The organism is Marivita lacus (genome assembly GCF_014637725.1).
Lineage (GTDB): Bacteria > Pseudomonadota > Alphaproteobacteria > Rhodobacterales > Rhodobacteraceae > Marivita > Marivita lacus.
Window position 1 is genome coordinate 333640 of record NZ_BMFC01000001.1, and the last position, 15595, is coordinate 349234.

General features: G+C 61.1%; 12 protein-coding genes. 8 read left to right on the forward strand and 4 right to left on the reverse strand.

Translation table 11 applies throughout. The features are described from left to right. The first annotated feature begins 102 nt into the window (after positions 1-102). The 3 genes from secA to IEV82_RS01745 all read left to right on the forward strand — a co-directional run bounded on the left by secA (position 103) and on the right by IEV82_RS01745 (position 5481). Complete coding sequence (gene secA / locus IEV82_RS01735) at positions 103-2823, forward strand: preprotein translocase subunit SecA (protein ID WP_188480223.1); 2721 nt, start codon at positions 103-105, stop codon at positions 2821-2823. 108 nt (positions 2824-2931) lie between these two features. After that, complete coding sequence (locus IEV82_RS01740; protein ID WP_188480224.1) at positions 2932-3897, forward strand: translocase; 966 nt, start codon at positions 2932-2934, stop codon at positions 3895-3897. A gap of 24 nt (positions 3898-3921) precedes the next feature. Continuing rightward, positions 3922-5481: a substrate-binding domain-containing protein gene (locus tag IEV82_RS01745; RefSeq protein WP_188480225.1), complete on the forward strand. Its 1560-nt coding sequence runs from the start codon at positions 3922-3924 to the stop codon at positions 5479-5481. 8 nt (positions 5482-5489) lie between these two features. Here IEV82_RS01745 and radC read toward each other — a convergent pair whose 3' ends face one another. The 3 genes from radC to dnaK all read right to left on the reverse strand — a co-directional run bounded on the left by radC (position 5490) and on the right by dnaK (position 9485). Continuing rightward, positions 5490-6266 (reverse strand): RadC family protein, encoded by a 777-nt coding sequence (gene radC / locus IEV82_RS01750; protein ID WP_188480226.1) that lies wholly within the window; start codon positions 6264-6266, stop codon positions 5490-5492. A gap of 67 nt (positions 6267-6333) precedes the next feature. Further along, on the reverse strand, positions 6334-7485 hold the full coding sequence (gene dnaJ / locus IEV82_RS01755; protein ID WP_188480227.1) for a molecular chaperone DnaJ: 1152 nt from the start codon (positions 7483-7485) through the stop codon (positions 6334-6336). Positions 7486-7562: 77 nt separating this feature from the next. Further along, positions 7563-9485, reverse strand: coding sequence for a molecular chaperone DnaK (dnaK, locus tag IEV82_RS01760; protein ID WP_188480228.1), 1923 nt, complete (start codon positions 9483-9485; stop codon positions 7563-7565). Between the two features lie 208 nt (positions 9486-9693). Here dnaK and IEV82_RS01765 point away from each other — a divergent pair, with 208 nt between their 5' ends. Continuing rightward, entirely contained in the window at positions 9694-10296 is a 603-nt protein-coding gene (locus tag IEV82_RS01765; protein ID WP_188480229.1) for an alpha-ketoglutarate-dependent dioxygenase AlkB family protein, read from the forward strand. Here IEV82_RS01765 and IEV82_RS01770 read toward each other — a convergent pair whose 3' ends face one another. Beyond that, the gene (locus tag IEV82_RS01770) at positions 10297-11127 is read right to left on the reverse strand and encodes an ABC transporter permease (RefSeq protein WP_188480230.1); all 831 of its coding nucleotides are present in this window, start codon (positions 11125-11127) and stop codon (positions 10297-10299) included. It abuts the gene before it with no gap. A gap of 126 nt (positions 11128-11253) precedes the next feature. On the opposite strand from IEV82_RS01770, the gene cysQ reads away from it, so the two are divergent. The 4 genes from cysQ to IEV82_RS01790 all read left to right on the forward strand — a co-directional run bounded on the left by cysQ (position 11254) and on the right by IEV82_RS01790 (position 15569). Then, entirely contained in the window at positions 11254-12051 is a 798-nt protein-coding gene (cysQ, locus tag IEV82_RS01775; RefSeq protein WP_188480231.1) for a 3'(2'),5'-bisphosphate nucleotidase CysQ, read from the forward strand. 8 nt (positions 12052-12059) lie between these two features. After that, positions 12060-13301 carry a glycosyltransferase family 2 protein gene (locus IEV82_RS01780; RefSeq protein WP_188480232.1) on the forward strand — a complete coding sequence of 414 codons (1242 nt, stop codon included), beginning with the start codon at positions 12060-12062 and terminating at the stop codon, positions 13299-13301. A 107-nt stretch (positions 13302-13408) separates the two neighbouring features. Next, on the forward strand, positions 13409-14299 hold the full coding sequence (gene galU / locus IEV82_RS01785; RefSeq protein ID WP_188480233.1) for a UTP--glucose-1-phosphate uridylyltransferase GalU: 891 nt from the start codon (positions 13409-13411) through the stop codon (positions 14297-14299). 52 nt (positions 14300-14351) lie between these two features. After that, on the forward strand, positions 14352-15569 hold the full coding sequence (locus IEV82_RS01790) for a glycosyltransferase (RefSeq protein ID WP_188480234.1): 1218 nt from the start codon (positions 14352-14354) through the stop codon (positions 15567-15569). Positions 15570-15595 lie beyond the last annotated feature (26 nt).

A 15595-nucleotide genomic window follows, 5' to 3' on the forward strand; every position in this document is an offset into this window, starting at 1 on the left:
CAAGGCGCTGCTAAGCCAGTCGTTCCCCTGTGACATATGGGCTGTGTGCGAGGCGAGCAAGCAGATGCCGCACACGAAGATGTCAAAGCTGAAAGTGAATGAATGCTGGGATTAGGTAAAGTCGCGCGCAAGGTGTTCGGAACGCCGAACGACCGCAAAGTCAAGGCGACCCGCCCGCTGGTTGAGAAAATCAACGCACTGGAAGCGGACTTCGAAAAGCTCGACGATGCGCAGCTGATCGAGAAAACGGCCGAGTTCAAGGCGCGCCATTCGAATGGTGAGGCGCTTGATGCGCTGCTGCCCGAGGCGTTTGCCAACTGTCGCGAGGCGGCCAAGCGCGCGCTGGGTCTGCGGGCCTTTGACGTGCAGCTGATGGGCGGGATCTTCCTGCATCAGGGCAATATTTCCGAAATGAAGACCGGCGAAGGCAAGACACTGGTCGCGACGTTTCCGGCCTATCTGAACGCGCTCACCGGGCGCGGTGTGCATATCGTGACGGTCAACGATTACCTTGCCAAGCGCGACAGCGAATGGATGGCCAAGGTCTATGGCGCACTGGGTCTGACCACGGGCGTGGTCTATCCACGGCAGCCCGACGCGGAAAAGCAGGCCGCCTATGGCTGCGATATCACCTACGCGACGAACAACGAGCTTGGGTTCGATTACCTGCGCGACAACATGAAATCCGAGCTGAAACAGATGTATCAGCGCGATCATTACATGGCGATCGTGGACGAGGTGGATTCGATCCTGATCGACGAGGCGCGGACACCGCTGATCATTTCCGGCCCGGCGCAGGACCGCAGCGAATTGTATGTCGCCATCGACAAGGTGATCCCATCGCTGACCGAAGAGCATTTCACGCTGGATGAAAAGACCCGCAACGTCACCTTCACCGACGAGGGCAACGAGTTTCTCGAACAGACGCTGCACGGGATTGGGCTGCTGCCGGAGGATCAGTCGCTCTATGATCCGGAAAGCACGACGCTGATCCACCACGTGAACCAAGGTCTGCGGGCGCACAAGCTTTACCAGAAAGACAAGGATTACATCGTCCGGGATGGCGAAGTTGTTCTGATCGACGAATTCACCGGCCGGATGATGGCGGGGCGGCGGTTGTCCGACGGTCTGCACCAGGCCATCGAAGCCAAGGAAGACGCCAAGATCCAACCCGAGAACGTGACGCTCGCGTCGGTAACGTTCCAGAACTATTTCCGCCTCTATGAAAAGCTATCGGGCATGACCGGGACGGCCACCACAGAGGCTTCCGAATTCGCCGAGATTTACGGTCTGGGTGTGGTCGAGGTGCCGACCAACCGCGCGATTGCCCGGATCGACGAAGACGACCGGGTGTACCGCACCGCGCAGGAAAAATACGACGCCATCGTGACCGAGATCAAGGAGGCGCACGCCAAGGGTCAACCGGTTCTGGTGGGCACCACGTCGATCGAAAAGTCCGAGATGCTGAGCCAGTTGCTGAGCAAGGCTGAGCTGACGCACAACGTTCTGAACGCGCGGCAGCACGAGCAGGAGGCGCAGATCGTCGCCGACGCAGGCAAGCTGGGCGCAATCACCATTGCCACCAACATGGCCGGACGCGGGACCGACATCAAGCTGGGCGGCAATGTCGATTTCCAGATCCTGGAAGCGATTGCCGCCGATCCCGAGGGCGACCCCGAGGCAATCCGCAAGAAGATCGAAGCTGAGCATACCACCGATGAAGAGGCCGTGAAGACCGCAGGCGGTCTGTTCGTTCTGGCCACCGAACGTCACGAAAGCCGCCGCATCGACAACCAGTTGCGCGGTCGGTCCGGGCGTCAGGGCGATCCGGGGCGGTCCTCGTTCTTTCTGTCGCTGGACGATGACCTGATGCGGATCTTCGGGTCCGAGCGTCTGGACAAGGTCCTGTCGACGCTGGGCATGAAGGAAGGCGAGGCGATCATTCACCCTTGGGTGAACAAGTCGCTTGAGCGGGCGCAGGCCAAGGTCGAGGGGCGCAACTTCGACATCCGCAAGCAGCTTCTGAAATTCGACGACGTGATGAACGATCAGCGCAAGGTGATCTTCAGCCAGCGCCGCGAGATCATGGAAGCGCAGGATCTGGCCGAGATTGTGCGCGACATGCGCCATCAGGTGATTGACGATCTGGTCCACACCTACATCCCGCCCAAGACCTATGCCGACCAGTGGGACACCCAGGGGCTGCAGGCCGCCCTGCAAGAGCTGGTCGGTGTCGATGCGCCGGTCGTCGAATGGGGTGACGAGGAAGGCGTGGACGCCGAGGTCATCCGCGAACGGCTTGAGGAAGCATCCGACGGGATGATGGCCAAGAAGGCCGAGGCGTTTGGCCCGGACACGATGCGCCAGATCGAAAAGCAGGTTCTGCTTCAGACCATCGACAGCAAGTGGCGCGAGCATCTCTTGACGCTTGAACACCTTCGGTCGGTTGTCGGTTTCCGCGGCTATGCGCAGCGTGATCCGCTGAACGAGTACAAGTCCGAAGCGTTCCAGCTGTTCGAGACCATGCTGGACAGCCTGCGGGAAGACGTGAGCAAGCAGCTTGGCAAGGTCCGCCCGATGACCGAGGAAGAGCAGAAAGCGATGCTCCAGCAGATGGCGGCGCAACAGGCGGCCATGGCCCGGGCAGCAGAGTCTGCATCCCCCCAGCATGCAGATGCGTCTGGCGCCGACGTCAGCGTCGAGGCGGCAGTGGACGGGTTCGACGAGAACGATCCGACCACCTGGGGCACTCCCGGTCGCAATGATCCCTGCCCCTGCGGATCGGGCAAGAAGTTCAAGCATTGTCACGGGCGGCTGGCCTGAGGCCGTCCTGCCACATTGCGGACGCAATGAGACCCAACGCCCGCCCTAGGCAGACCTAAATTTCCTGGCAAACACGCCGTTGCAGTCAGTGCATCGGGAGTGTCTGTCATGGACCGGAAGTTCACAATTCGCATCGCAGCGGTCACGCTCTGCGCCGCCCTCGGGATCGGTGCAGTCATGCAGGGTCTGCCCCCGTCGGCGCCGCCCGTTGTCGCGCAGGAGCCGTTGGTCGTGTCGAACCTGCAGCAGGTCTCGTCGGCGCCCCGCGACCTGATTCCCGTGGACATGCCCGTGGTTGCCGCGCTTCCCGATCACATCGTGTCGGCAGCAGTGACAAACGTGGTCGAACCATTGGATGTCGCGATCCCCGAAGACCCCGAGGACACGGGGTTCGCCTGCGACGTCATCATGACCGCAACGCCGATCGCCGGTGCGATGATGTCGGTTGACCTGACCGCCCCCTGCCACGGCAGCGAACGCGTCACGTTGCACCATAACGGGTTGATGTTCACCTCGCTGGTGCAGCCTGATGGCAGCCTGTCGGTCGATATCCCGGCGCTGACGGAACATGCGCTGGTGATCGCATCCTTCCTTGACGGCGCGGGTGCGGTGGCGATGACCGACGTGACCTCGGTGCCGTTCTATGACCGCGTGGTGCTGCAATGGCGCGGCGATGCGGGGCTGCAATTGCACGCACGGGAATTCGACGCGGAATATTTCACCGACGGCCATATCTGGCACGGCGCGGTCGGTGATCCGGCACGGGCCGCGACCGGGCAAGGCGGTTTCCTGACGACGCTGGGCACATCGGACGCGCCCGACGCGCTTTTGGCCGAGGTCTATACCTTCCCGTCCGGCATGACCGATACGGCAGGCACCGTGGCGCTGACCGTCGAGACCGAGATCATCGCGTCGAACTGTGACAGCAGCGTGGAGGCGCAGACGCTGGAGGTTCGCAACGGCGGCACGCTGACATCGAAGGAGTTGACCATTGATGTGCCCGGTTGTGATGCCATCGGGGATTTCTTGCTGTTGAAGAATCTGGTGGAAGACCTGACAATCGCCGCCAACTAGGCGGGCGGTTCAAAGGCGCATTTCATGAAACATCTCCGTGCGGCGCTTTGGGCCGCACTTTTCCTGTCTTTGACCGGCACGTCCGTGCACGCCGATGATGTAACCCTGCGGTCGCGCGATGGTGCGATTGAGCTGTCCGGCACGTTGCTGGGCTTTGACGGGCAGTATTACCGGGTCGACACGCAATACGGCGAATTGACGGTCGATGGATCGGGTGTGCTGTGCGAAGGGCCGGGATGCCCGTCCCTGACCGATTTCGTCGCCGAACTCGAGATCTCAGGGTCGTCCACTGTGGGCGAGGTTCTGATGCCTGCGCTTGTCGAAGGCTTTGCCCTTCAGTCCGGGTTGAAGGCCGAACGGGTCAAGACAGACGATACGCAATTCGAATACGTGCTCTCCGCGCCCGATGGAGAAACGCCGGTTGCCCGGTTCCGGTTTCGCGTGTCGAGCACGGATGAAGGCTTTGCAGACTTGCTGGCAGACGAGGCCGACCTGGTGATGGCGCTGCGCGAAATCCGGCCCGGCGAACTGACGCTGGCCGCGGAAGTGGGCTTGGGACAGTTGGACGATGTGAACCGCAGCCGCGTTCTGGCGCTGGATGCGATGACGGTGATCGTGTCGCCGACGAACCCGGTCGCGGCGGTGTCTGTTCTGGATCTGGCGCGTATCCTGTCGGGCGAGATCGACAATTGGCGCACCTTGGGCGGGCCGGATGCGCCGATCTCGGTTCATATGCGGGACGTGCAATCCGGAATCGCGCAGGCCATCGAGGACCGGGTGATGTGGGAGGCCGGGTTGAGCATCCTCGACACCGTGACGCGACACGCGACGAACGCTGCACTGGCCGAGGCGGTGACCCGCGATCAGCTGGCCATCGGGGTGGCAAGCTATTCCGAGATCGGCAACAGCAAGCCTCTGGCGCTGACCGGGCCTTGCGGGTTTCAGTTGCGCGCCAATCGACTGACGATCAAGACCGAGGATTACCCGCTGACCGCGCCGATGTTCCTGTATATTCCGGCGCGGCGCCTGCCCAAGCTGGCACGTGATTTCCTGACCTACACGCGCACCGGGCCGGCGCAGATCATCACGCGGCGCGCGGGGTTTGTGGATCAGGCGCCTGAAGAGATTGCGATCAACGCGCAGGGCGACCGATTTGCCAATGCCATTCGCGTGGCCGAGGGAGAAGCGGATTTGACAGCTCTGAAACGGATGGTGGACACGCTGACCCCGTTGCGGCGGCTGTCCACATCGTTCCGGTTCGAGGCAGGCGCGGCGCGGCTGGATGCGCAATCGCGGTCGAACGTGCAGCAACTGGCCCATGCGATCGAGGCCGGGATCTATGACGGGCGGCGTTTGGTGTTTGTCGGGTTTTCCGATGGCGAGGGTCCGGCAGAGGGCAATCTGCGGATCGCACAGCAAAGGGCGATAGCGGTCAAGCAAGCCATCGAGGCGGCTGTCGAGACCGCGGATCTGTCACAGGTGCAGCTGTCGACGGATGCGTTTGGAGAGGCGATGCCGATGGCCTGCGACGACAGCAGTTGGGGACGGCAGGTGAACCGCCGGGTCGAGGTGTGGGTGCGGTGAGGCGCGGGTCAGAGATAGCCTTCGGATTTGAAACTGACCTCCCTCGATTTGCCGATGATCAGGTGGTCATGCACCGTGACGCCCACCACTTCGCAGGCGCGCAGGATGTCTTCGGTCATGGCGATATCGGCGGTCGAGGGCGTCGGGTCACCGGAGGGGTGGTTGTGCACGAGGATCAGCGCAGAGGCGTTGAGATCGAGCGCGCGTTTGATCACCTCTCGGGGATAGACCGGGACATGATCGACCGTGCCCTTGCCCTGAATTTCGTCGGCGATCAGCACGTTCTTGCGGTCGAGAAACAGGATGCGGAACACTTCGGTCTCGCGGTGGGACATGGTCACGCGGCAATAATCCAGCAGCGCGTTCCAGCTTGAGATCACCGGGCGTTTCAGAACCCGGCCTTGCGACATGCGATGGGTTGCCGCTTCAATCAATTTGAGATCAAGCGCGATTTCGGGGCCAATGCCCTCGACCTCGGTCAGGCGTTCCATGGGGGCGGACAGGACGCGGTTGAAGTCACCGAACGTGTCGATCAGGCGGTGCGCCAAAGGTTTGACATCGCCGTTCCTGAGACAGCGGAAGAGGAAGAGTTCCAGCAGTTCATAATCCGGAAGAGGTTCGGCACCGCCGACAAGAAAGCGGGAGCGCAGGCGTTTGCGGTGGCCACCGATATAGGACGGTTGCTTGGGCTTGGCCGGAGCGACAGGTTTGGGCCTTGCAGGTGGCGCAGGGACAACCGCAGCGGTTTCGAACAGCGACAATTGAGGAGAGCGAGAGCGCGTCATGCGGAGATCATGGCGCAGGAGGGATTAAGGAAACGCTAACGGCCCCGCGTTCGGCGGGGCCGCAGGTTCAGCCTTTCATGGAATCCCAGAAGCCTTTTACCGACTTGAAAAAGCTCTTTGATTCCGGGTTGTTGTCTTCACTCAGTTCTTCGAATTCCCGCAGCAGGTCTTTTTGCTTGCTGGTCAGGTTGACCGGAGTTTCGACCGCGAGTTCGATGAACATGTCGCCTTGACCGGCACCGCGCAGGGCGGGCATGCCCTTGGCGCGCAGGCGCATCTGACGGCCCGACTGGCTGCCATTGGGGATCGCGACGCGGCTGCGTCCCCCGTCGATTGTCGGCACCTCGATGTTGCCACCCAAGGCGGCGACGATCATGGAGACCGGCACGCGGCAGTGAAGATGCACGCCATCACGTTCGAAAAGCTCGTGTTTGGCGACTTCGATGAAGATGTAGAGATCACCCGGAGGCCCGCCGCGCAAGCCTGCCTCACCCTCACCGGCAAGACGGATGCGGGTGCCGGTTTCCACACCTTTGGGGATGTTGACCGACAGCGCGCGCTCCTTCTGAACGCGCCCTGCCCCGCCGCAGGTCTTGCAGGGGTTCTTGATCGTCTGACCCAGACCCGAACAGGTTGGACAGGTGCGTTCGACGGTAAAGAAGCCTTGGGTCGCGCGGACCTTGCCCATGCCCGAACAGGTCGGACAGGTGGAGGGTTCGGCCCCGCCTTCGGCACCCGAGCCAGAGCACGATCCGCATTGTACGGATGTCGGCACCTGGATGGTTTTCTGCATGCCCTGATAGGCGTCTTCGAGCGTCACCCGCAGGTTGTAACGCAGATCGGCCCCGCGCGACGCGCGTTGACGTCCGCCAGCACGCTGGCCGCCCATGAAATCGCCGAACAGGTCGTCGAACACGTCGGAAAAGGCGCTGGCAAAGTCACCTTGCCCCGGCCCCATGCCGCCACCGGCACGGCCACCGCTGCCCATGCCGCCTTCGAAGGCCGCATGGCCATAGCGATCATAGGCCGCTTTCTTGTCCGCGTCCTTGAGAACCTCGTAGGCCTCGTTCGCTTCCTTGAACTGGTCTTCGGCCTTCGGGTTGTCCGCATTGCGATCGGGATGAAGCTCTTTCGCCTTTGAGCGATAGGCTTTCTTGATCTCGTCTGCAGAAGCGCCTTTGGCGAGGCCGAGCACTTCGTAATAGTCACGTTTGGACATCATGCCCTCCATCTACGGAACGCAAGAGGCCGGCCCGGTATCCGGACCGGCCCCATTTCGGTTCCGCCCAACAAGCGTCAGGCGCGCTTGTTGTCGTCGAGATCTTCGAAATCGGCATCGACGATGGTGTCATCGTCATCACCGCGCCCACGATCCGCTGCAGCAGGTTCAGCGTCGCCATCGTCGGCCTGGGCCTTGTAGATCGCCTCGCCCAGCTTCATCGCCGCTTCGGTGACGTTCTGGATGCCGGACTTGATCTTCTCCGCAGACGACTTTTCGTCTTCCAGATCATCCTTGAGCGCAGCGATGGCCAGTTCGATCGCTTCCACAGTGGTCGGGTCGACCTTGTCGCCGTGTTCTTCCACCGACTTTTCGGTCGAGTGGATGAGGCTTTCGGCCTGGTTGCGCGCCTCGACCATCCCGCGGCGTTCCTTGTCCGCTTCGGCATTTGCCTCGGCGTCCTGCACCATCTTCTCGATATCTTCGTCGGACAGACCGCCGGACGCCTGGATGGTGATGTTCTGCGTCTTGCCGGTGCCCTTGTCCTTGGCGGACACGGACACGATGCCGTTGGCGTCGATGTCGAACGTCACCTCGATCTGCGGCATGCCGCGCGGTGCGGGCGGGATGTCTTCGAGGTTGAACTGACCGAGCATCTTGTTGTCGGCTGCCATCTCGCGTTCACCCTGGAACACGCGGATCGTCACCGCGTTCTGATTGTCCTCGGCGGTCGAGAAGATCTGCGACTTCTTGGTCGGGATTGTCGTGTTGCGGTCGATCAGGCGGGTGAAGACGCCACCCAGCGTTTCGATGCCCAGCGACAGCGGCGTCACGTCGAGCAGGACAACGTCCTTGACGTCACCTTGCAGCACGCCAGCCTGAATGGCCGCGCCAAGTGCCACGACTTCGTCGGGGTTCACACCCTTGTGCGGCTCCTTGCCGAAGAACTTGGTCACTTCTTCCACGACGCGCGGCATGCGGGTCATCCCGCCGACCAACACGACTTCGTCGATGTCGGAGGTCGAGAGACCGGCATCTTTCAGAGCGGCAGCACAGGGCTTCATCGACGCCTTGATAAGGTCACCCACAAGGCTTTCCAGCTTGGCGCGGGTCAGCTTCATCACGAGGTGAAGCGGCTGGCCTGTCTTGCCGTCCATCGAGATGAAGGGCTGGTTGATCTCGGTCTGGCTGGAGGAGGACAGTTCGATCTTGGCCTTTTCCGCAGCTTCTTTCAGACGCTGGAGCGCCATCTTGTCCTTGGTCAGGTCAACGCCGTTCGCCTTCTTGAACTCGTCGGCAAGGTAGTTGACGATCCGCATGTCGAAATCTTCACCACCGAGGAACGTGTCGCCGTTGGTGGATTTGACCTCAAAGAGGCCATCGTCGATTTCGAGGATGGTCACGTCGAACGTACCGCCGCCAAGGTCATAGACCGCGATGGTGCGGGATTCTTTCTTGTCGAGGCCGTAGGCGAGCGCGGCGGCTGTCGGTTCGTTGATGATCCGCAGCACTTCGAGGCCGGCGATCTTGCCCGCGTCCTTGGTTGCCTGACGCTGCGCGTCGTTGAAGTACGCGGGAACGGTGATGACCGCCTGCGTCACTTCCTCGCCAAGATAGCTCTCGGCGGTTTCCTTCATCTTTTGCAGGATGAAGGCGGAAATCTGGGAGGGGCTGTATTTGTCGCCCTTGGCGCGCACCCATGCGTCGCCATTGCCGCCGTCGATCACGTCGAACGGCATGTTCTTGCGGTCCTTGGCGAGATCCGCGTCATCATTGCGACGGCCGATCAGGCGCTTGACACCGAAGACGGTGTTTTCCGGGTTGGTGACTGCCTGGCGCTTTGCCGGCTGTCCGACCAGACGCTCATCATCGGTAAACGCGACGATGGACGGGGTGGTGCGAGCCCCTTCGGAGTTTTCAATCACGCGCGGTTGCGAACCGTCCATGATCGCGACGCAGCTGTTGGTTGTACCGAGGTCAATACCAATCACTTTGGCCATGTTTTCGATCCCTTCATATCTTAAGGCGATGTCACGAGACGATGACCCATTCCGGCATCCCGCCCCGCATTTCATTCCGCTGCCATAACAGTCCAGCGGGTCCGGTGGGTATATAAGGAGGCATCAAGAGGCCTGCAAGCGCCTCAGCTACCGGGAATTTCTGAAAATTCGGTGTGTGTTTCGCGGCTGCACGCATTATTCTTTGGATATGACCCTGCTGCGCGTCCGAGATTTCGAAATTCACCCCGGCTTTTTCACGCCCGATGCACAGGCCCGGCTTGTGGCGGATCTGCGCAGGATACTTGCGCAGGCGCCGCTGGTGCAGCCGGTCACGCCGCGGGGCACACCGATGTCGGTGCGGATGAGCGCGGCAGGCACCTATGGCTGGATCAGTGACCGCAAGGGGTATCGCTATGAACCGGTGCATCCTTCCGGGGTTCCGTGGCCGGCGATTCCCGACACGCTTCTGGCAATGTGGCAGAGCCTTGTGCCCGACGCCCGAGCGCCAGAGTGCTGCCTCATCAACTGGTACGACGCATCGGCAAAGATGGGGATGCACCAGGACCGGGACGAGGCCGACCTGTCGCAACCCGTGGTGTCGGTATCCTTGGGCGACGAGGCGCTGTTCCGCATGGGCAACCAGACGCGCGGCGGCAAGACCGAGTCGGTCTGGCTGCGGTCGGGCGATGTGGTCGTGATGCAAGGCGCAGCGCGGACTGCCTATCACGGCATCGACCGGGTGCGTGCCGACACTTCGACACTCTTGCCCAAGGGCGGGCGGATCAATCTGACGCTGCGGGTCGTGACCTGATCAGCGGCGTGCCGACCACGATACCGACGCGTGCTTGCGGGTATAGAATTCTCCCATCAAACCGATCATCAGCAGAGTCAGCGTGAGATAGACCACGTATTCCCAGTTCGAGTTGCGCGGCACGTAATTGATGAACGCAAAGCCGCGCGCCTGATCGATGGTATGAAAGAGCGGATTCCAGTCGAAAATGGAGACCATGAAGGATGGCAGCGAATTTGCCACGAACATCTTTCCCGACGCGATCATGTTGGCCCGCTTGTAGATCGTCGAGAGCGTGTTGGTCACCCCCGGAAGCCAGGGTTTCAGAGCCAGAAAAACCATCCCCACCGCACCGCCGGAAACCCAGGACAGCAACAGCATGCCCATCACGGGCGCAGGATCGACAATTTCTTTCAGAACGTAAGGATTAAGCGCAACGTCGTAGACGAAGAGGATGAAGAACACCGACAGAATCTGGATATACAGGACCGAGAGCATGCTCGCTGCGATCGAGATAAAGGTGTTCATCGGCGCATGCTGCATCATCGCGCTGGAGGGGCCTTCGCTGCCAAGCACCGCGCCAACGGCCTTGTTGTGGGTCATGAACATGAAGATGCCGGTGAGAAGGAAGATCACGAAATCGCCGCGCAGGGCCAGCCCCTTGAGGCCCATGATCGAGAACATGACATAGAAGAACAGCACGAACATCAGCGATTGAAACACGCTGACCGCGATCGACATGAAGGCGTTGCCATGCGACTTGCGAATTTCGCGGACCGTGTTGTGGTAGATCAGTTCGAGGATGCTGACGGCCGAGGACGCCCGGTTCGTCGGTACCGTTTTCTGGAACATCTGTTGTCTGCCTCTGCCGCAGCCCGCGTTTTTCCGTCAATTGACCTGACTGTTGTTGCGGACATTCGTTAAGCCAACAATAAGAGAGACGCGCATTTAAATCAATCGGACTGAGGGCGGACGCGGATGGACCATGATCAATTGACAACAACGATGCGTCGGCTTGCGCTTGAGGCTGGCGACAGGATCATGGAGATCTACGAGGCGGATGATTTCGAGGTGCGCTCGAAAACCGACGAAAGCCCCGTCACGGCAGCAGACGAGGCGGCGGATGCGCTGATCTCGGCCGGGCTGCGCGCTGCGTTTCCGGACGTCACGCTGATCACCGAGGAGCAGGCCGACACCCATGCGCTGGAGGCGCGAGATTTCCTGATTGTCGATCCGCTTGACGGCACCAAGGAGTTCATTCACCGGCGCGGTGACTTTACGGTCAACATCGCGCTGGTCGAGAACGGTGTGCCGACGCGCGGCGTGGTCTATGCGCCTGCGAAGAACCGGCTGTTCTATACGGACGCTTCGGGGCAAAGCGTTGAGGAAACCGGGGATTTCGACAAGGAAACACCAGGTCCCACGACGCCGATCCGCGTGTCCGAGCCGGACACCGCCGCGCTGATGGTTGTCGCGTCGAAATCGCACCGGGATCAGGCGACAGATGATTATATCAACCGCTATCCCGTCAAGGACAGCAGGAGCGCGGGTTCGTCGCTCAAGTTCTGCCTTGTCGCCACCGGGGAGGCGGATTTCTATCCCCGTCTGGGCCGCACGATGGAGTGGGATACGGCTGCCGGGCATGCCGTTCTGAACGGTGCCGGCGGGCAGGTGTTGCGGCTGGATGATCTGCAGACGCTGACCTATGGCAAGCCGGGATTTGCAAACCCGTTCTTCGTTGCAACGGCACCGGGCATTGACCTGACCCCTGTCTGACCCGCAGCATGACAGCTCTCGGGATCAGTGTCATCATCGTCAACCGCGACAGGCCGGATTGGTTGATGCGGTGCCTGCGGGCGGTGGCGCAGCTTGATTATCCCCAGTTCGAGACGATTGTGGTGGCCTGTCCTGCCGGGGAAAAGGTCGCGCGACAGGCTGGATGGGCGCGGGTGATCGCGTGTGATCGTGCCAATATCTCTGCCGCCCGCAACATGGGTGTCGCAACTGCGCAAGGCGAGGTGGTGGCGTTTCTGGACGACGATGCGGTGCCGGAGCCCTTGTGGCTGGCGCAGCTTGCTAGGGTCTTTGATGATCCAGAGATTGCCCAGGCAGGCGGTACGACGCTTGGCCGAAACGGGATTTCGGTTCAACACGGGGCTGCGCGGGTCGATGCCACCGGGCAGAGCTATGCTGCAGATACCTCCACGACGCAGCCGGTTGTCGTGCCACCGGTTGGGGATCAGGTCCCACGGCTGCATGGAACGAACATGGCGCTGCGGCGGTCTTTGGTTCTGGAGCAGTCGGGATTTGACGAACGGTTCGCCTTTTACCTTGATGAAACCGATCTGACCTACCGGATCGCGCGGGCGGGCGGGAAGACGATGTTCGTGCCCAAGGCAGTCGTTCACCACGCCAGCGGCCCGAGCCGCTACCGCGACGCAGAGCGCACGCCGCGCCATGTGTTCGAGATTGCAGCCTCTGCCGCGGTGTTCCATGGCAAGCACTGCCCAGTGGCCGACCGGGACACGGCGCGAGTGACGTTTCAAGCCGAACGGCGCAGGTGGATCCTGCGGCACATGCAGCGCGGAACGTTGACGCCGGACAGGGCCTGGGCCCTGATCCGTGAGTTGGCTTCAGGATATGCTGCGGGGTGTGAGCGGTTGCAGATTGTGGCTTCATCAGGACCTGTGCGCGAGGCCACGGGGATCGAGATCAAACCGTTGGTTTGTCGGGATTATTACCTTGATGCATCATCAGACGCCAAGGCCATCAGGACCGAGGCCAAAGCGTTCGCAGATCAGGGCCACCGTGTGACCGTGTTCGAATACCGGCGAAACGCGCGGTATCATCGGGTGACATACACGCCGGATGGCTACTGGCTCCATACCGGCGGGATATTCGGTCGCGAGTCACGGGAAGAGCCAGTGTTCCGACTGAGCAGCCACGCCGAGAGAGTGCAGCAAACGCTGTCCCGACTGCAGGGGATCCGATCAAAAAATCCGCGCCTGACCGCTCATGAGACATAAATTCGACAAAACTCCTTATTATTTGGCTTGTGAAGCCGTACACTTAGGTGTGTGTCCGTGACGTAATCATCGCCGCGCAGTAAGACGCGACAAGGAGGAGCAGCCCGATGCGAAGAAAAGTAACCAAAGCGGTTTTCCCGGTAGCAGGGCTTGGAACGCGCTTTCTGCCTGCCACGAAATCTGTCCCCAAGGAGATCATGACTCTGGTCGATCGCCCCTTGGTGCAATACGCCATCGACGAGGCGCGCGCGGCGGGGATCAAGGAATTCATCTTCATCACCTCGCGCGGAAAAAGCGCGCTTGAGGATTATTTCGACGAGTCTCCCATTCTCGAGCGTGAGCTGCGCAAGAAGGGAAAGCTTGAGGCTCTGGAAGACCTGAAATCCACCAACATGGAAAGCGGCGCGATTGCCTACATGCGGCAACACAAGGCGTTGGGTCTGGGCCACGCGGTCTGGTGCGCGCGGCGTCTGATCGGGGATGAGCCCTTCGCGGTGATGCTGCCCGACGACGTGATCTCGGCAGAAAAGCCCTGCCTCCAGCAGATGATCGAAGCCTACGAGGAAACCGGCGGCAACATGGTTGCGGCGATGGAAGTGCCCCGTGACAAGACCTCGAACTACGGTATCCTCGACGTTAAAGAGGACATGGGGTCGATGGTGTCGGTCAAGGGCATGGTCGAGAAACCGTCGGTGGAAGATGCCCCGTCGAACCTTGCCGTGATCGGGCGCTATATCCTGCATCCGCAGGTTCTCAAGAACCTCAACAAGGTGAAGACCGGTGCGGGTGGCGAGATCCAGTTGACGGATGCCATTGCGCAGGAAATCGAGGGTACGGGAGTCTATGGCTACCGGTTCCGCGGTCAGCGTTTCGATTGCGGATCAAAGGCCGGGTTCCTGCAGGCAACGGTCGCCTTCGGGCTGGCGCGTGACGATCTCAAGGACGATCTGCGCAAGTTCCTGCACTCCGTCATGCAGATCGACAACGCAGCCGAGTGATCCATGTTGAGCCGCGACAGGTTGGGGCAACACAGCTTGTGGCGACAGCGCATTGCAGACCATTGCACCTAGCCCCGCCGGGGCCCACCTTCTGGATGTCACCCGTACGGTTCGGCGCGCGGGGATGCGTCCGACCGGCATCGACCGGATCGAACGCGCCTATATCGACCAGCTGATCGACGATCCCGAGCCGCTGTTCGGGCTGGTGCGCACCAGGCTGGGGTTCCTGCTTCTGGACAAACACGGCTGTGCCCGGCTTTTGACCCATTGCGATGAACCTGTCTGGACGCAGTCGGACCTGATGTCCTGGGTGTCGCGGACCAAGGACGCTGCCCGCGCCAGAACCGAAAGCGGGCTGCGCAAGATCGCGCTCGACCGGGCTCTCCCGTCAGGGCTGACGCGGATGCTGAGGCGGCATCTGCCCCCCGGCACGGTGTATCTGAATGTCGGGCAGAGCCATTTCAACGACCGCGTGGTGCAGGCTTTGCGGGGCTGTGACGGGTTGCGGATCGGGGTCTATCTGCACGATACGATTCCGCTGGACTGGCCAGAGTTCCAGACGCCGAAAGCGCGGAAGGCGTTCAGCGCGTTCTTTGCCAAGGTGGATCGCCATGCCGATTTTGTCTTGTGCAATTCGCAGGACACCAGATCGCATGTTTTGTCGCGTGCGCAACACCTCGATCCCGAAAGGGTTCACGTTCTCCTGCCGGGACTACCGGATATCCGCTTGGGCGCCCCGCCCGAGGGGCCCTGGACCGGCAAGCCCTACTTTTTGGCCATCGGCACAATCGAGCCGCGCAAGAACATCGGTTTCCTGCTCGATCTCTGGGAGGATTTCACCGGCGACGACGACCCGCATCTGATCCTGTGCGGGCGCAGGGGTTGGATGAACGAGGACGTGTTCGCACGGCTGGACCAACGCCCGGCGCATGTGCACGAGCTTGCCGCGCTGGACGACGAAGCGATGTGGGGATTGCTCAGGGACAGCAACGGATTGCTGTTTCCCAGCCGCGCCGAAGGGTTCGGATATCCGGCTCTTGAAGCTGCGCTGCTGGATGTGCCGCTGATTTGCAACCCTTTGCCGGTATTCGAGGAAGTGTTGGGGCGCATCCCTATTTACGCAACCGAATCAGATCGCTACGCTTGGCGCAAGGAAATCGAAGAACTGGCGCAAAGACGTCGGGGTCGAAGCGGTGAACAGAACGGGACGATGTCTTTAGAGACCCTGACTTGGCAGGCTCATTTCAATCAACTATTTACCGTTTTTTGATACTTGCGCGTGGGTTGCGACCACAA

Coding starts and splice junctions, on each gene's coding strand:
- secA (WP_188480223.1), top strand. CDS start 103: ATGCTGGGATTAGGTAAAGTCGCGCGCAAGGTGTTCGGAACGCCGAAC.
- IEV82_RS01740 (WP_188480224.1), top strand. CDS start 2,932: ATGGACCGGAAGTTCACAATTCGCATCGCAGCGGTCACGCTCTGCGCC.
- IEV82_RS01745 (WP_188480225.1), top strand. CDS start 3,922: ATGAAACATCTCCGTGCGGCGCTTTGGGCCGCACTTTTCCTGTCTTTG.
- radC (WP_188480226.1), bottom strand. CDS start 6,266: ATGACGCGCTCTCGCTCTCCTCAATTGTCGCTGTTCGAAACCGCTGCG.
- dnaJ (WP_188480227.1), bottom strand. CDS start 7,485: ATGTCCAAACGTGACTATTACGAAGTGCTCGGCCTCGCCAAAGGCGCT.
- dnaK (WP_188480228.1), bottom strand. CDS start 9,485: ATGGCCAAAGTGATTGGTATTGACCTCGGTACAACCAACAGCTGCGTC.
- IEV82_RS01765 (WP_188480229.1), top strand. CDS start 9,694: ATGACCCTGCTGCGCGTCCGAGATTTCGAAATTCACCCCGGCTTTTTC.
- IEV82_RS01770 (WP_188480230.1), bottom strand. CDS start 11,127: ATGTTCCAGAAAACGGTACCGACGAACCGGGCGTCCTCGGCCGTCAGC.
- cysQ (WP_188480231.1), top strand. CDS start 11,254: ATGGACCATGATCAATTGACAACAACGATGCGTCGGCTTGCGCTTGAG.
- IEV82_RS01780 (WP_188480232.1), top strand. CDS start 12,060: ATGACAGCTCTCGGGATCAGTGTCATCATCGTCAACCGCGACAGGCCG.
- galU (WP_188480233.1), top strand. CDS start 13,409: ATGCGAAGAAAAGTAACCAAAGCGGTTTTCCCGGTAGCAGGGCTTGGA.